Consider the following 20,177-nt stretch of genomic DNA (forward strand, 5'->3'; position numbering starts at 1 on the left):
GGCTATGAACCTGACAAAGAGCTGGTTTAGCCTCATGATTCATAATTAAATATAAAGCATGAGGCTGATTAAAAATATACTATTAGTCATGTGGTACCAGCTTGGAGGTATATCTTTTTGATAGCCGGTCTGCAACATGGGCGTACCGGGCTGTAACTTTAGGATCACGGTGGCGGAGCGTATCCTGTACCAGTCGCAAATCCTTGGTTTCTTTGTACAAATTCGTGCCGCAGCTGTGCCGGAAAACATGGCAGGAGTAACCGGGATGCTTCAAATCGCAGGCAGTCAGAGCCTTGTTCATAATGGAGCGAATCCCATTACGGGAAATACGCCCCATGAGATTCCTATTAGATGAAGAAAGTATCAGCGGCGTGAGAACGCCGTCTTTTTTTATTTTCCGGTCAGTAGGAATAGCCTGCAGGTATTCTTCCAGAATATCAAAGGTTTCATCGCATGGATATATAGGCTCCAATCTTCCCTTGGCACCTTTACCGCGAATCATAATCGCCCGGGCATCCCAGTTGATATCTTCCACGCAGGCGCGGTGCACCTCTATGTTGCGCAATCCCTCAACGCCCATTAGGTACAGGATAAGCGTGTTCCGATATCGTGTAAAAAGATTCGTGTCTTCATCAAAAACATGTACGATTTCATTCATCTGCTGAGGCGTGTAGTAATGTAACAGTGCCTCACTGTTGCTGCCGATAGATGGTGTTTCTAAATCTGCAGCTGGGTTTAGCTTTATAAGACCGACTTTCTTTGCAGCAGCATAAAAGGCTTTTACAGCGACGAGCATAACCTGAATGCTGTCCGGCTTGTACTGCCTGTTCAAGAGAAATTCCCGATACATGATAAGTTGGTACTCATTAAGTGCTAACGGATTGCGTTCATGAGATATACACCAACGGATGAAAAAGTCAATCTGGTTGCAGTAATGCCTCATGGTATCATCGGAGGGATTTCCCTTGGCAATAACCCGGCGAATAAATTCAGCATAGTGCAGGATGAAATATTCCGGGGTAATCTGTTGGACATCTAAAGTTTGCGATATAGAACTGGTTGATATAGTCAAATTAGTATCAGACATGGAATCCTCACCTCTGAGTTATCAGATAATTATGGTAATATCAATTGCAATGAAAAAGATGGTGGGAATGTTTCTTTTTATATTTTACTGTGGTTTTTAGGAAAAGAACGAGCATATAGCTCTGGTGGTCAATGGCTTGGGCGTGGATGAAAAGAAGTTGCGTGACATATTAAAGACTGCACCAACCGAGACGGATATAAATGAGTTTGGCCGTTTTGATGACCTGCTGGAAACCTTGGATAAGGCCAAGGCTAAGAAATTTTTAGCGGAAAGAGAAGGTAAAGTAATTCCTGTGCCTATGGTTAAGATACTATCAAGTAAGCTTTTGCGTGAATTTATTCTTACTGGAAATCTATAAATAGTGGTGTCTAATTAAAATGTAAAAAAAATGCGCCTATTGTGTAGAGCCCCCCATAAGTTAGACCAAGGAATCTAACTTATGGGGGGCTCTACACTAAGAGGCGTATTTTTTTTTCAGTAGCCTCATGATATATGATAAGTGGGGTATCATGAAGTATAAGTACAGAAAAAGATAGTTTTGGTGTAGGGGGTATTTTGTAGACACATCAGGCAAGAATGAGAAGAAGATTGCGACGTACATACAAGAGCAGATGAAGGAGAATGAATTGTCAGAGCAGTTGACGTTGAGCTTTGAGTACTCGTTTACAGGTAGCAAGAAGTAGCCGTACCCTAAATGCGCAATGAAGCGCAGCCAGTATTCTTGAGGCCTTACAGACCGTTAATGAAAAACCACCGGCTCAGCCGGGGGGCAATAATTGTAGTGTTCCAGGCATGGGAGTATTCAATCGGTGAAAGTCCATAGTCTGCCTTAGTATTTTGAAAAGCATAGCTGAACACCAAGAGTATATATCGTGAAGTGATTATTAGATGTGAATCCGATTTCGGCTTGACTCGATATTGAAGTTATGATATGATTATGACAATAAATGTGAACTATATACATATAGGTGAACGGAATTTCGTTCTTCTTCAGCCTGGCAATGTCAATATCCTTGACTATGACCCGGTTAACACCGGTCACCCTGGCTATAGATTGGTTGGTGTGGGTTCCATTTTCCAGCAGCTTGCATATGTATGCTTCAATATCCTTGGTTATGTGATGACGTCAGCCTTGAATGGAATGTGGCTGTATATGGGGGGCCACATATGGGACAACGCATCCGGAATACAGAACAATAGAGACGGTTATAAATATCTCCATGAATGAGCTGCCAAAGTTCCACGTTGGAATGGTTGTGAATTGATAAGTTCAACTAGATTGGAATCCTACAAGAAAATATTCAGATCCAAATAATCAATAGCATAAAAATTGGAGTGATTTAAGTGCCTAGAAAAGGAAGTACATGTATACCCGCTGAAAAACAAAATTTGGTGATTGATTTATATAAAAAAGGACATGGAGTTTGGTATATATCTGAAATTGTGGGTGTGCATGGAACTACAATTCATCGATTTTTAAAACGAAAAGGTTTAAACAGAAGCGTTCAAGAAATTCCTAAAAAGCATCATTATAATGAAGATTTCTTTGAAACAATTGATTCAGAAGAAAAAGCATATTGGCTGGGATTTTTTTATGCAGATGGCTATCTAACAAGTGATAAATATAGTAAAAGGATAGGTTTATCCCTAGGTAAAAAAGATAGAGATCATATTGAAAAATTCAAGCGTGCCATCAACAGCGACCATATTATTCACGATTATAAAACAACAGGTGGCTATAAAATAGGTACTGAATATAGTCGAATTATGTTAACTAGCTCCAAAATGTACAATGATTTAGTAAAACAAGGATGTTTTCCCCATAAAAGCAATATTTTGAAGGGGCCTAACATCGAATCTGATTTAAAGTCACATTTTATTAGAGGCTATTACGACGGAGATGGAGGTGTAACACAAACAAAGAGTAAAGCTAAGAAGTATTCCAATGCAGAGTCACCTCTTATTTTTTATCGGATAAAAATCACGGGGACGCCAGAACTGTTAGATTATATAAAAGAGTTTATCGAAGAAAATGGTGTAGCTAAAATTAAAAGATATTATCAAAGAAAGCATGGTCAGATAGTTCGAACACTTGACTTTGGTGGGAATATACAAGTAAAAAATTTCTTAGACTTACTTTATAATGATGCTACTGTTTATTTGACACATAAGTATGACCGCTATGTATGTTTATGCAATCAAGATCAAGAGTCCAGATAGCATAAATCCCCTTCCCGTGTTGGGGCTATATAATTTTCCTCATTTTGTATAATCTAATTGATATATTCGATTAGATTGAAACTATTCGGCCTCATTATAAATGTGTATTGTTTTCTCTAAGTGATAAAGAAAGGCGGTTTTTATCATGGTAAAAGAGTATACTAAAGAAGAATTTGAAATGGAATTCCAGAAGAATGCTGATAAACTTAAATGTAAGTGTGATAATTATATTCGTTTGGCAGCAGCAATTGCTTTTTTGTGTGAAAAGAAAGATAATTTCTTTCTAGATTGGAATTTGCACATGTATAGTACTCAGAGTGCGGATGACGAGCAGATGCTTAGCAATCCACAAGTTGGTATTCGAGATATTTGCCGGTCACTAAAGCGTCGGGATGATAATCCTTTCAAAGAAAGTGATTTGCCCAGATATATTTCACTGGAAGATGATTTAAGTGATTATGTAATTATCTGGCTTAAAACGCTTGCTAATGATTATATTGTAAAAAGTATTGCAGATAATAAGTGTATAAAAGTCCTGAATGACTATTACATGAAGAATGCTGTATCAATAAACAGGCATGAATACACTCAAGACGGCTGGATTAAAGAAATAATATTTGAACTCAACTTTGATGAAAATTGGCCACTTTTTAGTCAACCTTATCATGGAATTGCATCACATATCCTTGATGAAACAATAATGAACATGAACAGTTTGAAGCTTGATAACTTGCAGAGTTATTCTAGCAATACTGCAGTTAATAATGTGATTGAACAAAATAGTACTATTATCACAGAATTTATGAGGGATTATGATAGTTTTGTTCACGATAAATCTTTCAAACCTCGCTCAGAGTACTATATTTGCGCTAGGCCTCGTCTCAGTGATTATGTCGACTATTGTAAAGATGATGATATAATACCGGATTATTTTGAGACTTTAAAGGCTTATTGATAATTATTATGATTAAGGGAATCTGAACGCTGGCAGTAAACTACTGTTTCGAGAATAGGATGTTTCGACGAGAGCGTTTACAGGGTAATATTCTAATTATAAAATCATTAACTGGATATAGTATTGACGTGTATTCTCAGTAGTAATAAAATAGCTAATAACAATAGATGATTATGAAAGGATGTTATAGGATGGACAAAAGTAAACTGAACGGCTGTCATATCAAAGGGGAAAAGTCTGATACACTATCTTCGGATGATTATAAATCATCTGCCTATATTAGACCTTCTAGTCATGAAGAACATCTTCAAGAAATAACTTATGATTTGGCAAGAATGATGAGAAATATACGTTGCTTAGTAAAGCGACGTGGAGTAAGCATTGAAGATGTAGAAGACGGAATTGGATTACATCGGGGAGAGCTTTCATTACTTGAAAGCTCGAAGGCAATTCCAAAAGTTGATTTGATTATGTCGGTAGCAGCTTTTTTGGATATCCCTGTTGATGATCTGGTACTCGTAGATTTATCTTATACAGAAAATGCAGACGACAATGTGATACTGAAAGAGTTAATTGCTCAGATCATTGAAGACACACGGGGGAAAGTTATTAATTGGAGATATGGTTTAAGGGAGTACTATGAAGGATATAAATATGAAGGTAAACACCAGCTTGAGAATGGTGATCCGCCTCGCGAGTTTAGCGAACTTAGCGAGTGTATTTCAGAAGGAAATATTGAAGATGAGTACTATGCATATATTCCACAAGGAATATATAGTTTTACAACTGATGAGGTATATTTTGCCGAAATCAATGCTGGCATAGTAACCATTATTGGTGGCAGAGATAAAGACAAGTCCTGTGAAATGCAGTATAGTTTAACCTTAACTCCTCCAGGGGGGAAAGAGTACGAACTCGCTTACACATTGTGGATGGATGATTCTTTATTAGATTTGTTTAATATCCTGGTAGATGAGGTGAAGAAAGCTCTTGGTAGAAAGATTGTGAGCGAGGATGTCTTAGCTTCTTTAAATTCTTTCATCGGAGAGAATGATGATGATACTGTTGAAATAGATATCGATGGTTGTATGGAAGATTTCGAGAAGGGTGGGGATGATTAATGCAAGACATATATCATAATCGTCGATTTGTAGATAATATCAGTGAAGTTCGGAGACGTCTTAAAGTTAGGATTGGCACTTTTGAAAAAAAAGTAGGTATAAGCCACGGGTATATCTCTCGGCTGTCCAATAAGTCTCAAAATGCCGCGCTTTCAATTGAGGTGGCATCAAAAATTTGTTGTTACGATAGGAGCGAACACATCTTGTTAGATGTTATCCTGGGAGCAAAAATGGTTCCGTTGGACAATTCAGAAATTGTTATTAAGAAGTTTCTACGTAAACTTTTAGATAGTACGAGGCAGGGGAAAATTAAATGGGAAGTAGATGCTGCCGACTCTCTAAATGAATTGTACCCCGATTTAGGACGGTCTGCTCATGTCTTAGAAAAAGAAAAAATGGATAATTTCGGTTGTGAATCCGGATTTTTTTTCTATGCACCTATAATTGGCGAGTTGGGGGAATCTGAATCATGTGATGTCTGCATACATACTGCTATTGATGATGCTAACGATATATACATCGCAAAGATAAAGAACATTGGTACGCATGCAATAGACTATGAGCTTCATATGGTGACAAAAGGTGAAGAGAAACCGAAGCCAGTATACTCAACAAGACAGCGTAATGAAGAATTGTCAATCATGCTCCGGATGGTCTACCAAGTTGGTAAGTTGAGTTTGACAAAAGCAAGTATTCCTGTTGAAGTCAAGGATTTTATTCTTAATTATCTCCGTGCACGAGGAGGAGAAAGAAATAAGTGATCTTTTAGAGTTGAATATGATGTTTTGACGACTAAGCGAGACCTATACAAGCAAGCGGTCTTGAGTTGAAGCGAAAGGTGGTATCGATTACGGGCAATACCCACATCAAATCGAACTATCAGTGAGAGAAATATAATATGATACCATATATATAATGGAAGAAAGTGATAAGCTTGTGCTGGTTGCATACATTGCAGGCTTTCATTAAGCTCTTCAAAAACCATAGTCCAAAGGCGGCCGTACTGCAAATATGGCCGCTTTTTTGTGTGCACGGTGTATTAGTCCGTAGACAGTCCTAGTAGTGGGAAAGGCAAAGCTGAACATCAAGGTGTTCCATCAGAGGTGGAATCAGAAAGAAAGGTGCAGCAAACATCTAGTCAAATGTACAGAAATCATATTCCAACGTGATCCATCGGGAAGGTGCCAGACAGGCTTAAGCCAATGAATACGCTAAACGGTTCAAAGTAAATGTGGCAAATAGGCGGAAAGAATACGTTCTTACCTGGCGAGGTCTGCATGATATGCATTGCGGAGAAATACAACAGACACTTCCAGGTAATCTATTTAGAGAAATGGAAGACGAACATGTACAAACTAGTTCAAGACCGATGATATCGCTGAAATCTGTGGAAGCCGGTGAGAGTGAAGGTCTTAACGGTTACAAAAGGACAGACATCACTTACCCAACGACGTTTGCTTACAATGAAATCACTTGCTGGAGGAGACACCAGGAATCGAAAGCAAAGTAAGGACGCCTGAAATGTAGGTATAGGTGCTGCAGGCCAGAGGCACATCCTGAAATGACCGAACCACTATTAAACATTACACATGGTGGTTTGAGGGGATGGAACCTGTACTATTAAATATTAAATACTAAGAAACAATAAAAGGGAACATAATCTCTAAAGCGAGAACATAATTTCTGTTGAACCCGCTTGCAAGTGTGAACGGGTTATGGTACAATGAATAAAGATAAGATAGTGAACAGTCGTACGCTCATAGTCTGTGCCAAAGGCGAGATAGGCATTTTGCAGGAATTCCTGCTTCTATTTCCTGACCATGTTTGGATTCAGGCCGTTTCCAGAGCAGAAGAAGCTGAACTCCTTGTCGCCTTGAAGACATTTCTGATATTCAAAGAAAGGAATGATTTCTATGAAATCGAACGAAAATAAAAGAGCTAGTTTTGAAGAACTTGTTAAAGAAATTCCAGAGCTTTCTATAAAAAGCTCAAAAGGATCTAAACCATTGCCAAGAATGTCTACCGGAATTATTGAATTAGATCGTATCCTTGACGGTGGCCTGCCTATTGGTCGTTTTGTGGAATTTTTTGGTGATAAGGATTGCGGAAAGGTGGAAATTGCATATCAATGTATCGCTGCAGCACAAGCAAGAGGTAAAAAATGTGCCTACATTGATGCTGCGCAAGGTATTGGGAAGAGGTGCAATCTTATCAACGTTGAACATACTTTTGATCCCTTCAATGCTGAAAAAATTGGTGTTGACAGAGATAACTTAGATGTTCGTACCCCACCCGACGGTGAAATTGCGTTTAAAATGGTCGAAGAATTAATTAACAGCTATATTGACTTAATTGTAATAGATTCTGTCGAAGCTCTTGTTCCAATAGAGGCGCTAAACAGTCGTGATTATGAAACGCTAAACACGAAGCGAGCTCAACTCATGAATTGGGCATTGAAAAAGCTAGTGGGGCGAGCGAAAGCGACGGGGTGTACGATCATCTTCATTAATCGTAATAGAAAAACGGGCTATGTGAATGACCATGACAGTATCGGTGGAAACGGTTTCAAGAGCTATTTAAGTGTCAGAATAGAAGTTAATAAAACCAAAAAAAACGGAGTGGACTACATAAAAGCTTTGACAGTCAAAAACGATACATTTTCACCGTTCAAGAAAGCAGAGTTTGAATTATCAGAACTAGAGGTGTAGAAAAGCTTTAAGCTCTCTAAAACCATATTTTCTATATTAGAAAACGTGGTTTTAGAGAAGATATTAATGTCGTATTTTATGTGTTGATTTGCTGTCAAGTATTTTTTATTAATTTGCTATAATTTCTTGAAAAATCTTCCGTTTTTCAAGAAATATGATACATTATTCTCGGCTAAAACGCCGAAGAACTTTCACTTATTTTAAGGAGGAATTAATATGACTAACGAAGAGCTTAAGCAGAAAATGGAAGACCTGATCATGATTGCGAGAGGGAGGTTGACCATAGCCAAAAACACATACAACGAACTAAAGCATGACGTAGAAGATTTCAAGGAGTTCGTCGATATCTACCAACCAATCTATGACGGAATTGGCAAGGATCTTCCAGAAGATGAGACCTTCCGGAGGGATTTGAAGGAGCTTTTAGACGAAGCATATGCTATCATAAAGGCGCACACTGATAAGTAAATAGTTATCCCCAATAGGCCGCTGCCCTAAAAAGGTAGCGCCTTTTTTATATGCTCACTGGTTAGACGGGGAAAGTATGTTTTTAGCGATTCTTGTATTCATCTCCGAGGGAAACATCACTTTGTTGGATGTAATGATTATACCCTTTATGAGAGAAGGAACTTTGGGAAATATATATTTTGTAATCTCGATTCTTAGCTTTTGTGTCGGCGTCACCTCTTGTCTGGGAAAAAGGAATTCGTGTGGGCAATATGCTGCCGGCCTTGTTTTAAGCCGTGGTGGTTGCCTTTCTTCCAATGGGGGGCTAAGTATATGTATATGTTGCTGGCTTAGGCCCGTCTTTTTGAGTGGGAATATGTGGGAAGGTAATGGGGAAGAATGTAGAGATTACGGGCATTGTGGAGTATAATCATATGGGAAGAGGAGAAAAGATTCCTCGCGCTATTAAAGGATTAAGGAGCGAATTCAATGCCGTTTTATAGTAAGCAGTTTCATGCAGCATATGAGTTGGATTGGGGAAAGAAAATTATTGAGGAACATGGTGGGGAGGCTCAGAGGGTAAGGACCCTCTACAGCCATGCAGGAACCTTTGACCTCATAAGCAACTATATTCCCAAGGGACTGGGAGATAATAGCAGAGTTAAACTGCCATTAAAGTTCCTATAATGAACCAGACAAATGCACAGCCGGTTCCGAAGAAGGCCGCAATCACAAGGTTTAAAAGGTTACGCATATCCGCTGCGCGTTTTGCCTGACAAGCTGCAAGTACAAGTTGAAGGTGTTGTTCATTGCTATACATGTTGTATTCCTCCCGGTTTTATTGCTATGTTTGATTACAAGGATATTATAAAAGAAATGTATATACATGCCAATACATGTATATACAAATGTTTATTACTGTATAATTTGATTTTATGTTATACTATACTTGTATATACATGTAAATACGGGGGAAGTATAATGACTACAAAATCCAGTGATGTTATGATGTCGATACGTCTACCAAAGGAGTTAAGGGATTCTTTTGCCAAGGTATGCGAAGAAAGAAACCAAACGGCTTCTCGGGTCATTAAGTCTTTTATGGAAGACTATGTAAAAAAAGCTGAAGCGGAAAAAAAGGAGTAATTGGTGAGAAATATAAAAATCTTTGTGGGAAATCCGCCTGTTCCAGTAATTAAACTATGGAAAAATGCCATGGCACAATCAACAGAAGGGATTTTTCTGCTGTATCTGATAACTTCTGTGATTGTTGAATCCGTAAGAAACAACCGCCTGACCTATTCATGGATTGAAATCATACTTATGGTGTTCACTGTGGGGAGTATTTGTCAGTATTATAAAAGGCATAAGCAAATATACCTTATGGTTTTCGATAATATGAAGTATCGACTGGAAAGATACATGGCAACGCCTGCCTATTTTGATAATAAAAACATACAGGAACTGGCTAGACAAGCTATTAAAGCCCGCAATGAAGGGCATTTGCCGGGATTTACGGCTTATTTGTCCAGCATGGCTTACAGCCGCTTAGACCAGCTGTCACAAAAGATTGTAGAGGCTGCCGGAAGCAAGGCTCGTTACTGGGACACGTTCGTATTGGTCTGCATCGTGACTTATGCGATAGTAACGATTGGAATTATGGTCAGAGACTTTTTATAAGCGAAGAAGGGACTGTTACATGAATTGATAGTTACTATTCATGTAATAGTCCCTTATATATGGTATGCGAGCTTTTATAACGGGCCAGGCATGGGGCGATTCCAGCCAGGGGAGGAACCTGGGCTGCTATGCAGGGGGGCGGGCTGACCGGTCAAAACTGACCGGCAGCAGGAAGGTAGCTTATAACAATATGAGCTCTTTTTAATTAGGAACCGCAACACAGCAAGGTTAGATTCGGCTGGCAGCAACGTCAGGCGGTGGACACACAAAAAGAGAGCACATCTGATGATATGCCCTCTGTCTATGTCTTAGCCTATATCGCTATTATTTACCAACACAAGCGCTTGCGTTTTGTGTTTCATCTACATTTGCTGCCATAGAATTTGCATCATGTTTGCTAGGGCGAGGACGAAAAATAAGATTTGGCCGAAATCCCCCAGCTACCATGTCCAGTTCCATATTATCCATCTTGTTCATGAGCTTTTCCATTGTGTTTTCCTCCTCACAGTCTTGAGTGTTGTTTTTGTTTTCTGTTCTTTATATCCCCGAAAGCAAAAAGTGTGTAGTGCGGGAGAAAAAAATGTAATACTTGACTTTATCAAGCGTATGTATAGGCAAAGGTAAACAAAGTCAACTAAACACAAAAGAAAGGGGATGTCAAAAATGATGGACAAGAAAGAACTTAACGTAATGGAGAAGAAAGAACTGGAGTTTATGGAACTGGACAATGTGTCTGGTGGCAGCTGGTGGGATGACGCTATGGACATTGCTAAAGAGGTTTACGACACGGTGAATCCTCTTTAACCAGTAACTGAAAAGGGGCTGTGAAATAACACGCTAAGGATGAAATTATGAGGTGCAAGAGTGCCGCATGATGGTGCCACTTTTAGAGCATGATTATCAGAAATCCTATACCGCCTATAGCAGCGAGGACAAGCAAAAGCCCCAGAATTATTCCGCAATAAGCCAAGAGATTTTGCTTTTGCTTTTCCCGCTCTTCCGGAGTATCTGCAAGCTTCATTGCACATAAAATACTGGCACCAGCCCCGGCAAAGATGAGGAAAATAGCAAAAGCCAACGCTATTAATTCTATATTATCCCCGCGTTCCGTCGTTAGTGCCATGATTAGCGTGGATAATGCCATAAAACATAGGAATACTGCGACATTGTATTGCTTTTTATAAAAAAAGTAATAACCTGCTGAGGCCAGGCAAAAAACGCATCCCGACAGCATAAAGCGCGGGCCTGCAATACCGCTGCGGTGAAGCCATCTGCCTAAGCCAGTGCAAGAGGTACATACAAGTGTGCGATGCTTTTCTAATTGCTCATCCAGATAGTTCAATAAATCTCTTATAGACACGGGCGTCATCTCCTAATATGTTCTGATGCAATCTTACCATCTGAATCTTAGCTGGAGATTAAAAACGAGCCGATATCCATAACTTGCCAAATAATACATCAGCACCTATAATAGGGATATGCTATTTTAGGAGGAAGATTGAATAATGGCAAGAAAAGCAAACTATGAAGAAAAAATCAGCGCGCTGGAAGTAAAAATTGAAAAGAAGCAGAGCGAAATCAAAGCTCTGAAGGCTAAGGCTGCTGAGCTGAAAGCCCAGAAGGCAAAATACGACTATCAGGAATTGACCGAATACATGCAGGCTAATGCTCTGACCGCTGCTGAAGTCCTGGCTTGCATTAAGGACTAAATTTAATCATGAAGAATAGCAGGGCTGATATGGCCCTGTTTTTTTGATGAAAACGCCTCGGAGAACCTCCGGGGCGTTTGGCTATATGTGAATTTTTAACAGAAAACCAAGAAGGCTTTAACCATATGTTAAGAATATCGTGATATAATCTCTCAGTGTTTGTGTGGATACAGCTATAGCGAATACGAGATTGTGGGGATAGAGCGCAAATAAACGACAAGGCGGCTGATAGGTCAATAGACCTATCAGCCGCCTAATGTTTATAGGGCTTCGCTTATGCACTGCATCACATCATAAACACGGGGGACACATAAGGATTTGCCGCAAGCATCTCAGTAGAAACTGTCTAATGCGCCCCTTTTCTTTTCATGGCAGGTGAGTATTACTCGCCATAAACTTCCTTGAGTTTGCCAAGAGCCTCTTCAGGAGTAATGCCTTTATTTACAAGGTACTCATTGAGAACCTTGCAATCAGTTCTGGTCTTCTTGGCTTCAAGGTCAGCTAATTGTGCTTTGAGCGCCTTGAGTTCTTCAGTCTTCTTTTCGATTTTTGAAGTGATGCTTTCAATCTTCTGTTCGTAATTTGCTACTCTTGCCATGAGGTTTCCTCCTAAAATTGGATTATTTATTTTGATTCCATCTAAGATATGTAATTTCCACCTAAAAGCGGATTTTCCTGCTTTTCAAAACAATCATAATGGAATTTCTGGGCCAAAATCACTGGCAGGAATACTCATGTCCTGTAAAGTGGGCACACCTACGGAGGCATTGCTTTCATCCAAGGGAATGGCAGTATCTTTTATATTGGTAGTCGGGATATTGCTATTTTTTGAAGACCTGGGCATGTCAACAAATTCTACTTTGTCCGCAGTTACCTCACTGAATTTTAGATGTTTGCCGTCTGATGTAGTGTAGGTATTATTGGAAAGGTGGCCTCGGATATTTAATTGACGGCCTTTTACAAGATAGTCCCGGCAGTTCTCGGCAATTTTTCCCCATGCGTTGATACGGTGAAATTCTGCCGGAATCTTACCGTCCTTATTTCGCTTGAAGCCTGTCGGGGTGGCGAGATTAAAGTGAGAAACCAGTCTGCCATCTTTGGTAACACGGCTGTCAATATCCGTGGCTACACGGCCACTAAGAATTACAATGTTCATAAATTATCCTGCCTTTCGTTTGAAGCTTTTCTTATTGTAGCTGCCGGTCTTTTTCTTGGCCGGAGCGGGACTCCAGTCGGGCTGGCCTCGTTTATCGCTGAAGATGGATTTGCATTCCCTTTCTGGGTCTGTGCAAATCCAATATTTTTTACCATTCTTTTTGGAGGTAATGAGCTTCAGCGGTCTGCCACACTGGGGGCATTTGGGAATATCCTTCGGTGGTTCGATTTCCTTATGAATGGCATCATCAAGAAGCCGCTCGATGTAGGTTTTCTGCTGGGAGAAGAAATCCTGCACGGACATTTCCCGGTTGCTGATGGCCTCTAAGTTTTTCTCCCAGAGGGCTGTAATATCCGGGTAGGTAATGCTGTCCGGCAGCAGCTCGATTATCATCATAGCCTTTTCCGTGGGCACAAGGTTTTTCTTATCCAGCTTCAGATAGTTGCGTTCCTGCAGAAGTTCAATCTCTCCTGCCCGAGTTGCCTCGGTGCCGATGCCGGAGCAGTCCTTCAATATGGGCTTTAGGGATTTGTCTTTGACGTAGCTGCCGATATTCTTCATCGCTGCCAAAAGGGTAGATGTGGTAAAATGCTTAGGCGGCTTGGTGACCTTTGTGATTAACTCTGATTGCAGATTGGTCACGCCATCCCCGTTCTGTACTGCCGGAAACTGGGCTTGTTCCTCATTTTCGCCGTCCTTGTCTGTTGGCTCGCCCTGATAGAGCACTTTCCAGCCCTGGGAGAGAATGACCTTGCCACTAGCAACAAAGGGTTCCCCTGCAGCTTCAATCTCGATATGAGTAGTAAGAAATTTTTGGGCTGGGTAGAACTGGGCGAGGTAGGCTTTGGCCACCATGCTATAAAGGTTCCGCTGCATATCCGTCAGTTCAGCCATATTGGCTTTTACTGTTGTCGGCACAATGGCGTGATGGGCAGAAATCTTCTTGTCATTCCATGCCTTGCTGCGGAGTGCGGTATCGGCGCTTTGGGTCAAGGTCGCAAATTCTTCAGATAAAGAGGAAAGGTTTTCGATAATTTTCGGCACATCGGCCAGCTGGTTGGTGGGCAGGTAATCGCAGTCGGAACGAGGATAAGTGGTTAGTTTCTTTTCATATAATTCCTGCTGGGTGTCCAAGACTTGCTGGGGAGAATAGCCGTATTTTTTTCCTGCCGCAATTTGCAGAGCAGACAAAGAATAAGGTAGTGGCGGTTGAGCCTGACCTTCCTTTTGCTCAACTTTGCGGATAACGCCTGTTTGTCCCTGAACCTTGGCTGCTATGTCTTCTGCCCGTGCTTTTTCTAAAAGTCTGCCTTCGGCATCCAGTCCTTCCATATCCTCCGGCATCTGCCAGTGGGAACGGATTTCCCCTTGCTCATGCTGCCAAGTAGCGCTGACCTGAAAATAGTTCACCGGGTGAAAATCCTGAATTTCTTTTTCCCGGCGCACCACCAGCCCTAAAGTTGGTGTCTGTACCCGGCCAACGCTGACCACGCTGCTATAACCAACCTTTTCGGCATGTTTGGTGCAGGCACGAGTCATGTTCATGCCAATAATCCAGTCAGCCCGGGAACGGGCAAGGGCTGAATTGCGGAGGCCGATAAATTCCCGGTTATCACGTAAATCGGCCAAGGATTCATGGACAGATTTTTCATCCAGAGCATTGACAAGGATGCGCTGAATAGGCTTTTTGCCGAGAACACCAATGTAGTTCAGCACCTCATCCACGAGTAACTGTCCTTCTCTATCTGGATCACCAGCGTTGACAATGGTATCGGCCTTCAGGGCTAAATCCTTCACGGCCTTGAATTGTTCTTTGGCAGTTGACTTGACCTTCATCTGCCATTTTTCCGGGATAATGGGCAGCAGCGTAATATCCCAAGATTTGTATTTTTCGTCATACTCCTGTGGCGCATACTGCTCCAAGATATGACCGAAGCACCATGTAACAACGTCATTTCCACAGACAAAGCAAGACCTTTGTTTGTCCGCGCTGCCCAGCCCCTTGGCAATTGCCTCGGCAAGGCTGGGCTTTTCGGCTATGAATAGTCGCATGAAATTCCCTCCTTAAAAACTGGCCTTGCTGGCAGATGCAGCAATTTTTGCTTCGGCTCCATCACTGGATGAAGGAACAGTGGATTTTTCCATTTCCGGCTTTTTCTCCTTGCCCATGTTCTCGATAATGAGCCGGAGGGCTGCTTGCATGGTTTCCTTATCCTCAAGGTTAATACCGTAGCTCTCTAATTCACCAACCATATTGGAGTGCTTGCTGGCGTTCAGGCTATATTCCAAAGTCTTGATTTCCGCTTTTAGCTTATTGCGGCGGTCACGGAGTTTGTCTAAATCCTTTTCCACTGCTTCCAGCTGCTCTTTCTTCTTGGCCAGCTGTTCGGATTTCTTTTCTCCGTCACCGCTGACAATCTGGTAAATGCTTTCTACTTCCTGATGGCTAATGTTCATCATAAATCTGCCTCCCTTTTGTAATCCTGCAAGATTTGCAGAACCCTGTCATGGTCATAACAATCCAAGATACCTGCTTCTTTGAAAAGCAGACCAGCCTTGTAAACCTTCAGTGCCTCCTGAAACTTTCTTACTAGCTGGCTATCTTGGTAAACTTCTATCTCTAGGAGCCTTTGCTTTATCTCCATATCCTCAATCTGCTGATTGAGGACAGCAAGGCTTCGGCGCCGCTGCTCTAACCTTGTTATGGGTAACACCTTCTTTCCTAAGAGATACCCACATTATAAATATGATTGGGGGTCAAAAAACTCTACAATATTTTACTCAGCGTAAAATATTTTCGTAGGGTGAAAAAATATAGGGGGTTCTGAATCCTCGCCAATATTCGAACCTAAGCACATTTTGTTAAGGAAAGGTGCTATAATGCCAACATACGTGAGCAGCACCCCGTTAAGATGGGGTTCCATGTTCACTTAGGAGTTTCTCCATAGAGAAACTCAAAAAGACCGGCACCGAGGAAATATCTTCCTTCGATGTTAGGACGGGACAGACCTGCAGGGCTGCCCTTTTGCCATTCGCTGAGCTCATTGAACTGCCGTTGGCTGAAGGAGGATTGTGATGCCAAACTATCATTTTAGGATAAAGTCGGATAAACGCCCAAATGGCAAACAGACCAGCGCTCATACTCATTGTGAGTACATTCAACGCGAGGGCAGGTATGCTGAATTAGGAAATAAGGAGTTGGAAAGTCTTTCCTACAATAACCTGATTACAGGCAAGTACCCAATAGAGAATCTGCCAGAAAGCGAGTTGCTGCTATACAGCAGCCCATACGGGAAAATCCTTGTAGACAAATCCGGCGTTCGCTTTATGCGCCAATCTACCCTCAGCGAAGAAACGATAGCTATGGGCATAGAGATAGCCCGGAAAATCTACGGGGACGAACTGGAACTGAAGGGAAGAAGCCGCTTTGTAAGTAAAGCTATGGCCACGGCGGTCAAGTTGGAAGTGCCGGTGACTTGGAGCGATGAATATCAGAATAAGGTCATGGCCATCATGAAGGAGGATTACGAAAATGGAGAACGAGATTTTAGAGAAGCAGGGGGAAAATACATCCGGAGAAGAATTGCTGACCCTAGAAAACAGACAGGACGAGGCAGAGGTAAAAGGGATTTCCCAGAGCCTCACGCTAAACTCGATACCCTCGAAGCTTTGGCCAAAAGAGGATTCAGCTTGCCTAAATTGCCCCAATGCCATATGGTACGCCCAGAAGGAAGAAACCAGCTGTTACTGTCTCGTGATGAGAATAATCACCTGCTCAACAAATGCCGAGAATCCACTGCGCATCTGCGATGGTATAGCCTACGGGCAAGACGAAGAGCAATAGATAAAACCGTAAATGACATCATGGTGAACTTCCAGAAAAACAATGATGCCGTTTACGCATCCAGCCATGTGCAGTACATCAACCGTGAGTCCATTTTCAAGAAAAGAGGTGGTTGCCTCTATACGGCAAATCACCTGCCTCGTTGGGCAGAAGGAAACGCCAAGAAGTTCTTTCAGGCGGCAGACCGTTTTGAGAGAATAAATGGTGAAAGATATAAGGAAATGGAGTTTTCACTGCCAAATGAGTTAGGGCTGGAGGAAAATAAGAAAATAGTTGAGGAATTTGTGCAGAAGCATTTACAGGATTTTTACTATGCCTATGCTATCCATGATAAGATTGGGGCAATGTCTGATGGTGAACGTCAACCGCATGTGCATATCATGTTCTCGCCACGGGAGATTGATGAGGTGGAAAGGCAGCAAGAGCGGCCACCTAAGTTGTTCTTCAGCAGGGCGAATACGAAGAATCCAGAAAAAGGGGGCTGTGCTAAATCGTGGAAGTGGAATTCCGCAGACCGGCAAAAGTATCTTATGCGGCTTCGAAAAGACTGTGCCCGTATTCAGAATGAGGCACTGGAGAAAAATGGAGTAAACCTGCGTGTTGACCATCGAACAATCAAAGCACAGCGTGAGGAAGCTTTGGCAAATGGCAATTATTGGTTAGCTGACCTTCTCAATAAGGTGCCTGAAAAGTATCTAGGCCCGGTTGACCCGTTGAATGATGATAATCAAAGGGTACAGAAGTTGAAAAGTCTTAGAGTCTCTAATCATCAAAGGGAGCAGAGTATTATATCTCGCTTGATGATTCAAGATGGTATAGATAAAGACACCATGGAGGAAAAATCCCAAGACATGAAACAGCGGCAGGAGGTAATATTTGCCTATGAGCCGGATATTGAAGATGCGGATGAACGGGCATACTTCACGGAGGAAAAGCAGAAAATCCAAGAAATGGAGAAGGATATGGTGGCCGTTTACGGCATCACCATCTGGGCACCCAAGGCAGTAGAAATGGCCTCCCTTGATGCCATGACTACCGAGGAAAAGGAACTCTGGCAGGATTTGAAAAGCTACGGCAGAGAGAAAAAGGAATGGGAAATCCTCAAAAATCGCATGGTTGAGCCGCCGGGGGACGATGTGGAAGCCTTGGAAGCATACCTTAAGATTTGCCCGGAAATCGACAAGGAGCTGGACAAGATTAACCTCAAAATCCATCAGGCAGCTGCCGAGATTCGTCCGGTATTCGAGCGGCTGAACCTGCCCCACAACAAGGCCAGTATCTTGAAACGAGCTGCTTTTTATGTGAACGACAACCGCTTGGCCAAGACTGAAATCAGGAAATTGCAGCGGAACATGGACAGCAAACTTAAATCTTTGGATAAGCATATCAAGGACTATTTTGCCGTCCGTCAAAAGAACCGGGAGTATTCAGTCGAGGAAGTGGCCAGCATCCTCAATGCGAATATTGCAAGGCAGGTGACAGCAGAAAAACGGCTGGCCAAAGAGCTGTATCACATGCGAAAACGGGTAATCAGCTATCCTAGAGCCATCGAAATGGCCAAAAATAACTATGTGCAGGGGGCGTTCAAACAGCTTCGCGCCGATAAGCGTGAACTAAAAAAACGGGAAGATAAACTCTCCCCGGAAGACCGAAATAGCGCATGGCAGGAAATTGACCGCCGTGAGCAGGAATTAGAAGCACGGTGCAGCACAGCGGTAGGCCGGTCAAAAATAGAAGCCATAGCAGCAGGCATACTTCGCAAAAATGCGCCAATAGCCAAAGAGTACAATATGCTAAGTGCCAAGCACAGAGCACTCAAAGATTCCATTATACAGATAAAATACCAATCTCAGCGAGTTGAGGCAAGGGCACCACTAGAACAGGGCAATAAATTCCGTGTTGCGCCATCTGCCCAATCCTCCAGCAGCGGAGGTGGCGGTGGCAGCTTACCCACTCCATCCCGTGATGCAGACCTCATCAGCAAAGCACTTTCCGGCGGAGCCAAAGAAGCTCAGCTGGTGGCAAGGTCAAAACCAGACGAGCCGGACGATTGGAAGTGGCTTAGTGAAGCAGAAAAAGATGATTTGCGTAATGATATGGCTACTATTGACAGGTATTAATGAAAAGTTTATATTTTACCCAAGGTGATGTATATATGAATTATGATGTAACAGAATACAAAGAAATTTTTAGAGAGGTATTTGCTGGTCTGTTGGCAGATATTGACTGGGAAATAGAAAAACGTGGCATCAGTGACCAAGCGCATCCTTTGTGTGTGTTCCAGTCAAAAATAAACATGATATGGGGCGAACTCCTAAGCGACAAGTATTCAACCATGGAAGATATGTTGAAGCTCAAAGGGATTTTTGAGTTTACACAGGACTATGTAAGAGGTCTGGCGCCGGGGACGGCAGGTTGACAGCCTATTAGCAATATCCTATAATAGTCAAGCAATTCTAATGAGGAAAGGTGGATACTAACATGGCAGAAGTAATCAGCAAAAGCGCTTTGGTAGACAAGGTTGCAGAGGCAGCCGGTGTTTCCAAGAAGGACACCAAGGCAGTAGTAGATGCTCTCATCAGTACCGTAATTGAGGAAGTTAAGAAGGACGCAGAAATCCGTCTCATTAGCTTCGGTACCTTCAAAAAGGCACAGCGTGCAGCTCGTAAAGGGCGCAATCCGCAGACTGGTGAAGTCATTGACATCGCAGCTAGCGAGAGCCTTGCTTTTAAGGCCAGCGTGAAATACTAATTTTGTGGTGAGTTATAAATTGATTCATAATTAAATATAAATCACTTTGCGCAGAGAAAAAGGCCAGCCAGTTCCAATTTGAAACTGACTGGCCTTTTCGTATGTATTTTTATTACTCAAACTTCCCACATGCAAAAACCTGACGGCTTCTTGAAAACTGTATACTAAGTTTATTATTAAACTTACCAGCATAAGTATTTGCTCTTATACAATACCAATCAGATACTGTATCAACAGGGACATGCAGGCCACCGCTGCCCAGCAGCAAAGCCCCAGGAAAATGGGCTTTAAGCCATGCTTTACCAGTTCCCCGAGCCGGGTGTTCAGGCCAATGGCCGTCATGGCCATGACAATGGCGAATCTGCCCCAGGTGCCCAGTGCTTGCGAGAGTGCTTCCGGCAGAATGCCGGTGGTGTTGACAATGGAAGCCACTACAAACCACAGGATAAACCAGGGAAAAATCTTTTTGAAGTTAAAGCCAGCACCACTGCTTGATTTT

Annotated in this window: 25 protein-coding genes and 1 pseudogene; 16 read left to right on the plus strand and 10 right to left on the minus strand. The window is 42.1% G+C overall.

Annotated elements, in window-relative coordinates:
• Positions 1-82: 82 nt before the first annotated feature.
• Positions 83-1,087: a tyrosine-type recombinase/integrase gene (locus tag DL94_RS15035; RefSeq protein WP_051586478.1), complete on the minus strand. Its 1,005-nt coding sequence runs from the start codon at positions 1,085-1,087 to the stop codon at positions 83-85.
• Positions 1,088-1,229: 142 nt separating this feature from the next.
• On the opposite strand from DL94_RS15035, the gene DL94_RS0113635 reads away from it, so the two are divergent.
• The 9 genes and pseudogenes from DL94_RS0113635 (at position 1,230) to DL94_RS0113675 (ending at position 8,559) form a co-directional block, all read left to right on the plus strand.
• Complete coding sequence (locus tag DL94_RS0113635) at positions 1,230-1,445, plus strand: hypothetical protein (protein ID WP_156031906.1); 216 nt, start codon at positions 1,230-1,232, stop codon at positions 1,443-1,445.
• Between the two features lie 118 nt (positions 1,446-1,563).
• Positions 1,564-1,770, plus strand: a pseudogene (locus DL94_RS16495) (transposase); the annotation flags it as partial.
• A 661-nt stretch (positions 1,771-2,431) separates the two neighbouring features.
• On the plus strand, positions 2,432-3,307 hold the full coding sequence (locus DL94_RS0113645) for an LAGLIDADG family homing endonuclease (RefSeq protein WP_028130638.1): 876 nt from the start codon (positions 2,432-2,434) through the stop codon (positions 3,305-3,307).
• Positions 3,308-3,452: 145 nt separating this feature from the next.
• The gene (locus DL94_RS0113650) at positions 3,453-4,262 is read left to right on the plus strand and encodes a hypothetical protein (protein WP_028130639.1); all 810 of its coding nucleotides are present in this window, start codon (positions 3,453-3,455) and stop codon (positions 4,260-4,262) included.
• Positions 4,263-4,453: 191 nt separating this feature from the next.
• Positions 4,454-5,383 (plus strand): helix-turn-helix domain-containing protein, encoded by a 930-nt coding sequence (locus tag DL94_RS0113655; RefSeq protein ID WP_028130640.1) that lies wholly within the window; start codon positions 4,454-4,456, stop codon positions 5,381-5,383.
• A gap of 203 nt (positions 5,384-5,586) precedes the next feature.
• Complete coding sequence (locus tag DL94_RS0113660) at positions 5,587-6,144, plus strand: hypothetical protein (RefSeq protein WP_156031912.1); 558 nt, start codon at positions 5,587-5,589, stop codon at positions 6,142-6,144.
• A gap of 962 nt (positions 6,145-7,106) precedes the next feature.
• A complete protein-coding gene (locus tag DL94_RS0113665; RefSeq protein WP_028130642.1) occupies positions 7,107-7,316 on the plus strand; it encodes a hypothetical protein in 210 nt (69 codons plus the stop codon).
• Positions 7,297-8,091: an ATPase domain-containing protein gene (locus DL94_RS15040; protein WP_051586479.1), complete on the plus strand. Its 795-nt coding sequence runs from the start codon at positions 7,297-7,299 to the stop codon at positions 8,089-8,091. Before DL94_RS0113665 ends, DL94_RS15040 begins: the two co-directional genes overlap by 20 nt.
• A 216-nt stretch (positions 8,092-8,307) precedes the next feature.
• The gene (locus DL94_RS0113675; protein ID WP_028130643.1) at positions 8,308-8,559 is read left to right on the plus strand and encodes a hypothetical protein; all 252 of its coding nucleotides are present in this window, start codon (positions 8,308-8,310) and stop codon (positions 8,557-8,559) included.
• 640 nt (positions 8,560-9,199) lie between these two features.
• On the opposite strand, the gene DL94_RS16245 is transcribed toward DL94_RS0113675, so the two are convergent.
• On the minus strand, positions 9,200-9,358 hold the full coding sequence (locus DL94_RS16245; RefSeq protein WP_156031915.1) for a hypothetical protein: 159 nt from the start codon (positions 9,356-9,358) through the stop codon (positions 9,200-9,202).
• Positions 9,359-9,519: 161 nt separating this feature from the next.
• Between DL94_RS16245 and DL94_RS16250 the strand changes: the two genes are divergently transcribed.
• Positions 9,520-9,684 carry a hypothetical protein gene (locus tag DL94_RS16250; RefSeq protein WP_156031918.1) on the plus strand — a complete coding sequence of 55 codons (165 nt, stop codon included), beginning with the start codon at positions 9,520-9,522 and terminating at the stop codon, positions 9,682-9,684.
• Positions 9,685-9,687: 3 nt separating this feature from the next.
• A complete protein-coding gene (locus tag DL94_RS0113690) occupies positions 9,688-10,218 on the plus strand; it encodes a hypothetical protein (protein ID WP_037371975.1) in 531 nt (176 codons plus the stop codon).
• A gap of 324 nt (positions 10,219-10,542) precedes the next feature.
• Here the strand turns inward: DL94_RS0113690 and DL94_RS16255 are convergent, their stop codons facing one another.
• On the minus strand, positions 10,543-10,707 hold the full coding sequence (locus DL94_RS16255; RefSeq protein WP_156031921.1) for a hypothetical protein: 165 nt from the start codon (positions 10,705-10,707) through the stop codon (positions 10,543-10,545).
• Between the two features lie 174 nt (positions 10,708-10,881).
• Between DL94_RS16255 and DL94_RS16260 the strand changes: the two genes are divergently transcribed.
• A complete protein-coding gene (locus DL94_RS16260) occupies positions 10,882-11,022 on the plus strand; it encodes a hypothetical protein (RefSeq protein ID WP_156031924.1) in 141 nt (46 codons plus the stop codon).
• Between the two features lie 82 nt (positions 11,023-11,104).
• Here DL94_RS16260 and DL94_RS0113705 read toward each other — a convergent pair whose 3' ends face one another.
• Positions 11,105-11,578, minus strand: a complete 474-nt coding sequence (locus tag DL94_RS0113705) for a hypothetical protein (RefSeq protein WP_156031927.1) — start codon at positions 11,576-11,578, stop codon at positions 11,105-11,107.
• 145 nt (positions 11,579-11,723) lie between these two features.
• Here DL94_RS0113705 and DL94_RS0113710 point away from each other — a divergent pair, with 145 nt between their 5' ends.
• Positions 11,724-11,927 (plus strand): hypothetical protein, encoded by a 204-nt coding sequence (locus DL94_RS0113710; RefSeq protein WP_028130647.1) that lies wholly within the window; start codon positions 11,724-11,726, stop codon positions 11,925-11,927.
• A 382-nt stretch (positions 11,928-12,309) separates the two neighbouring features.
• On the opposite strand, the gene DL94_RS0113715 is transcribed toward DL94_RS0113710, so the two are convergent.
• The 5 genes from DL94_RS0113715 to DL94_RS0113735 all read right to left on the minus strand — a co-directional run bounded on the left by DL94_RS0113715 (position 12,310) and on the right by DL94_RS0113735 (position 15,728).
• Positions 12,310-12,525 (minus strand): hypothetical protein, encoded by a 216-nt coding sequence (locus tag DL94_RS0113715; RefSeq protein ID WP_028130648.1) that lies wholly within the window; start codon positions 12,523-12,525, stop codon positions 12,310-12,312.
• A 93-nt stretch (positions 12,526-12,618) separates the two neighbouring features.
• Positions 12,619-13,083, minus strand: coding sequence for a single-stranded DNA-binding protein (locus tag DL94_RS15045; protein WP_051586480.1), 465 nt, complete (start codon positions 13,081-13,083; stop codon positions 12,619-12,621).
• 3 nt (positions 13,084-13,086) lie between these two features.
• On the minus strand, positions 13,087-15,135 hold the full coding sequence (locus DL94_RS15050) for a DNA topoisomerase III (RefSeq protein WP_072023131.1): 2,049 nt from the start codon (positions 15,133-15,135) through the stop codon (positions 13,087-13,089).
• A gap of 12 nt (positions 15,136-15,147) precedes the next feature.
• A complete protein-coding gene (locus DL94_RS0113730) occupies positions 15,148-15,543 on the minus strand; it encodes a hypothetical protein (protein WP_028130649.1) in 396 nt (131 codons plus the stop codon).
• Positions 15,540-15,728 carry a hypothetical protein gene (locus tag DL94_RS0113735; RefSeq protein WP_028130650.1) on the minus strand — a complete coding sequence of 63 codons (189 nt, stop codon included), beginning with the start codon at positions 15,726-15,728 and terminating at the stop codon, positions 15,540-15,542. Before DL94_RS0113735 ends, DL94_RS0113730 begins: the two co-directional genes overlap by 4 nt.
• Before the next feature lie 430 nt (positions 15,729-16,158).
• Between DL94_RS0113735 and DL94_RS15480 the strand changes: the two genes are divergently transcribed.
• The 3 genes from DL94_RS15480 to DL94_RS0113750 all read left to right on the plus strand — a co-directional run bounded on the left by DL94_RS15480 (position 16,159) and on the right by DL94_RS0113750 (position 19,678).
• The gene (locus DL94_RS15480; RefSeq protein ID WP_051586481.1) at positions 16,159-19,047 is read left to right on the plus strand and encodes a MobA/MobL family protein; all 2,889 of its coding nucleotides are present in this window, start codon (positions 16,159-16,161) and stop codon (positions 19,045-19,047) included.
• A gap of 35 nt (positions 19,048-19,082) precedes the next feature.
• Positions 19,083-19,346 carry a hypothetical protein gene (locus DL94_RS15060; RefSeq protein ID WP_156031930.1) on the plus strand — a complete coding sequence of 88 codons (264 nt, stop codon included), beginning with the start codon at positions 19,083-19,085 and terminating at the stop codon, positions 19,344-19,346.
• 62 nt (positions 19,347-19,408) lie between these two features.
• The gene (locus DL94_RS0113750; protein ID WP_197020771.1) at positions 19,409-19,678 is read left to right on the plus strand and encodes an HU family DNA-binding protein; all 270 of its coding nucleotides are present in this window, start codon (positions 19,409-19,411) and stop codon (positions 19,676-19,678) included.
• A 204-nt stretch (positions 19,679-19,882) separates the two neighbouring features.
• On the opposite strand, the gene DL94_RS0113755 is transcribed toward DL94_RS0113750, so the two are convergent.
• The coding region (locus tag DL94_RS0113755; RefSeq protein ID WP_028130652.1) for a putative sulfate exporter family transporter at positions 19,883-20,177 on the minus strand (295 nt) is incomplete at its 5' end.

Origin of the sequence: Selenomonas sp. AE3005 (assembly GCF_000686945.1) — a bacterium.
GTDB lineage: Bacteria > Bacillota > Negativicutes > Selenomonadales > Selenomonadaceae > Selenomonas_A.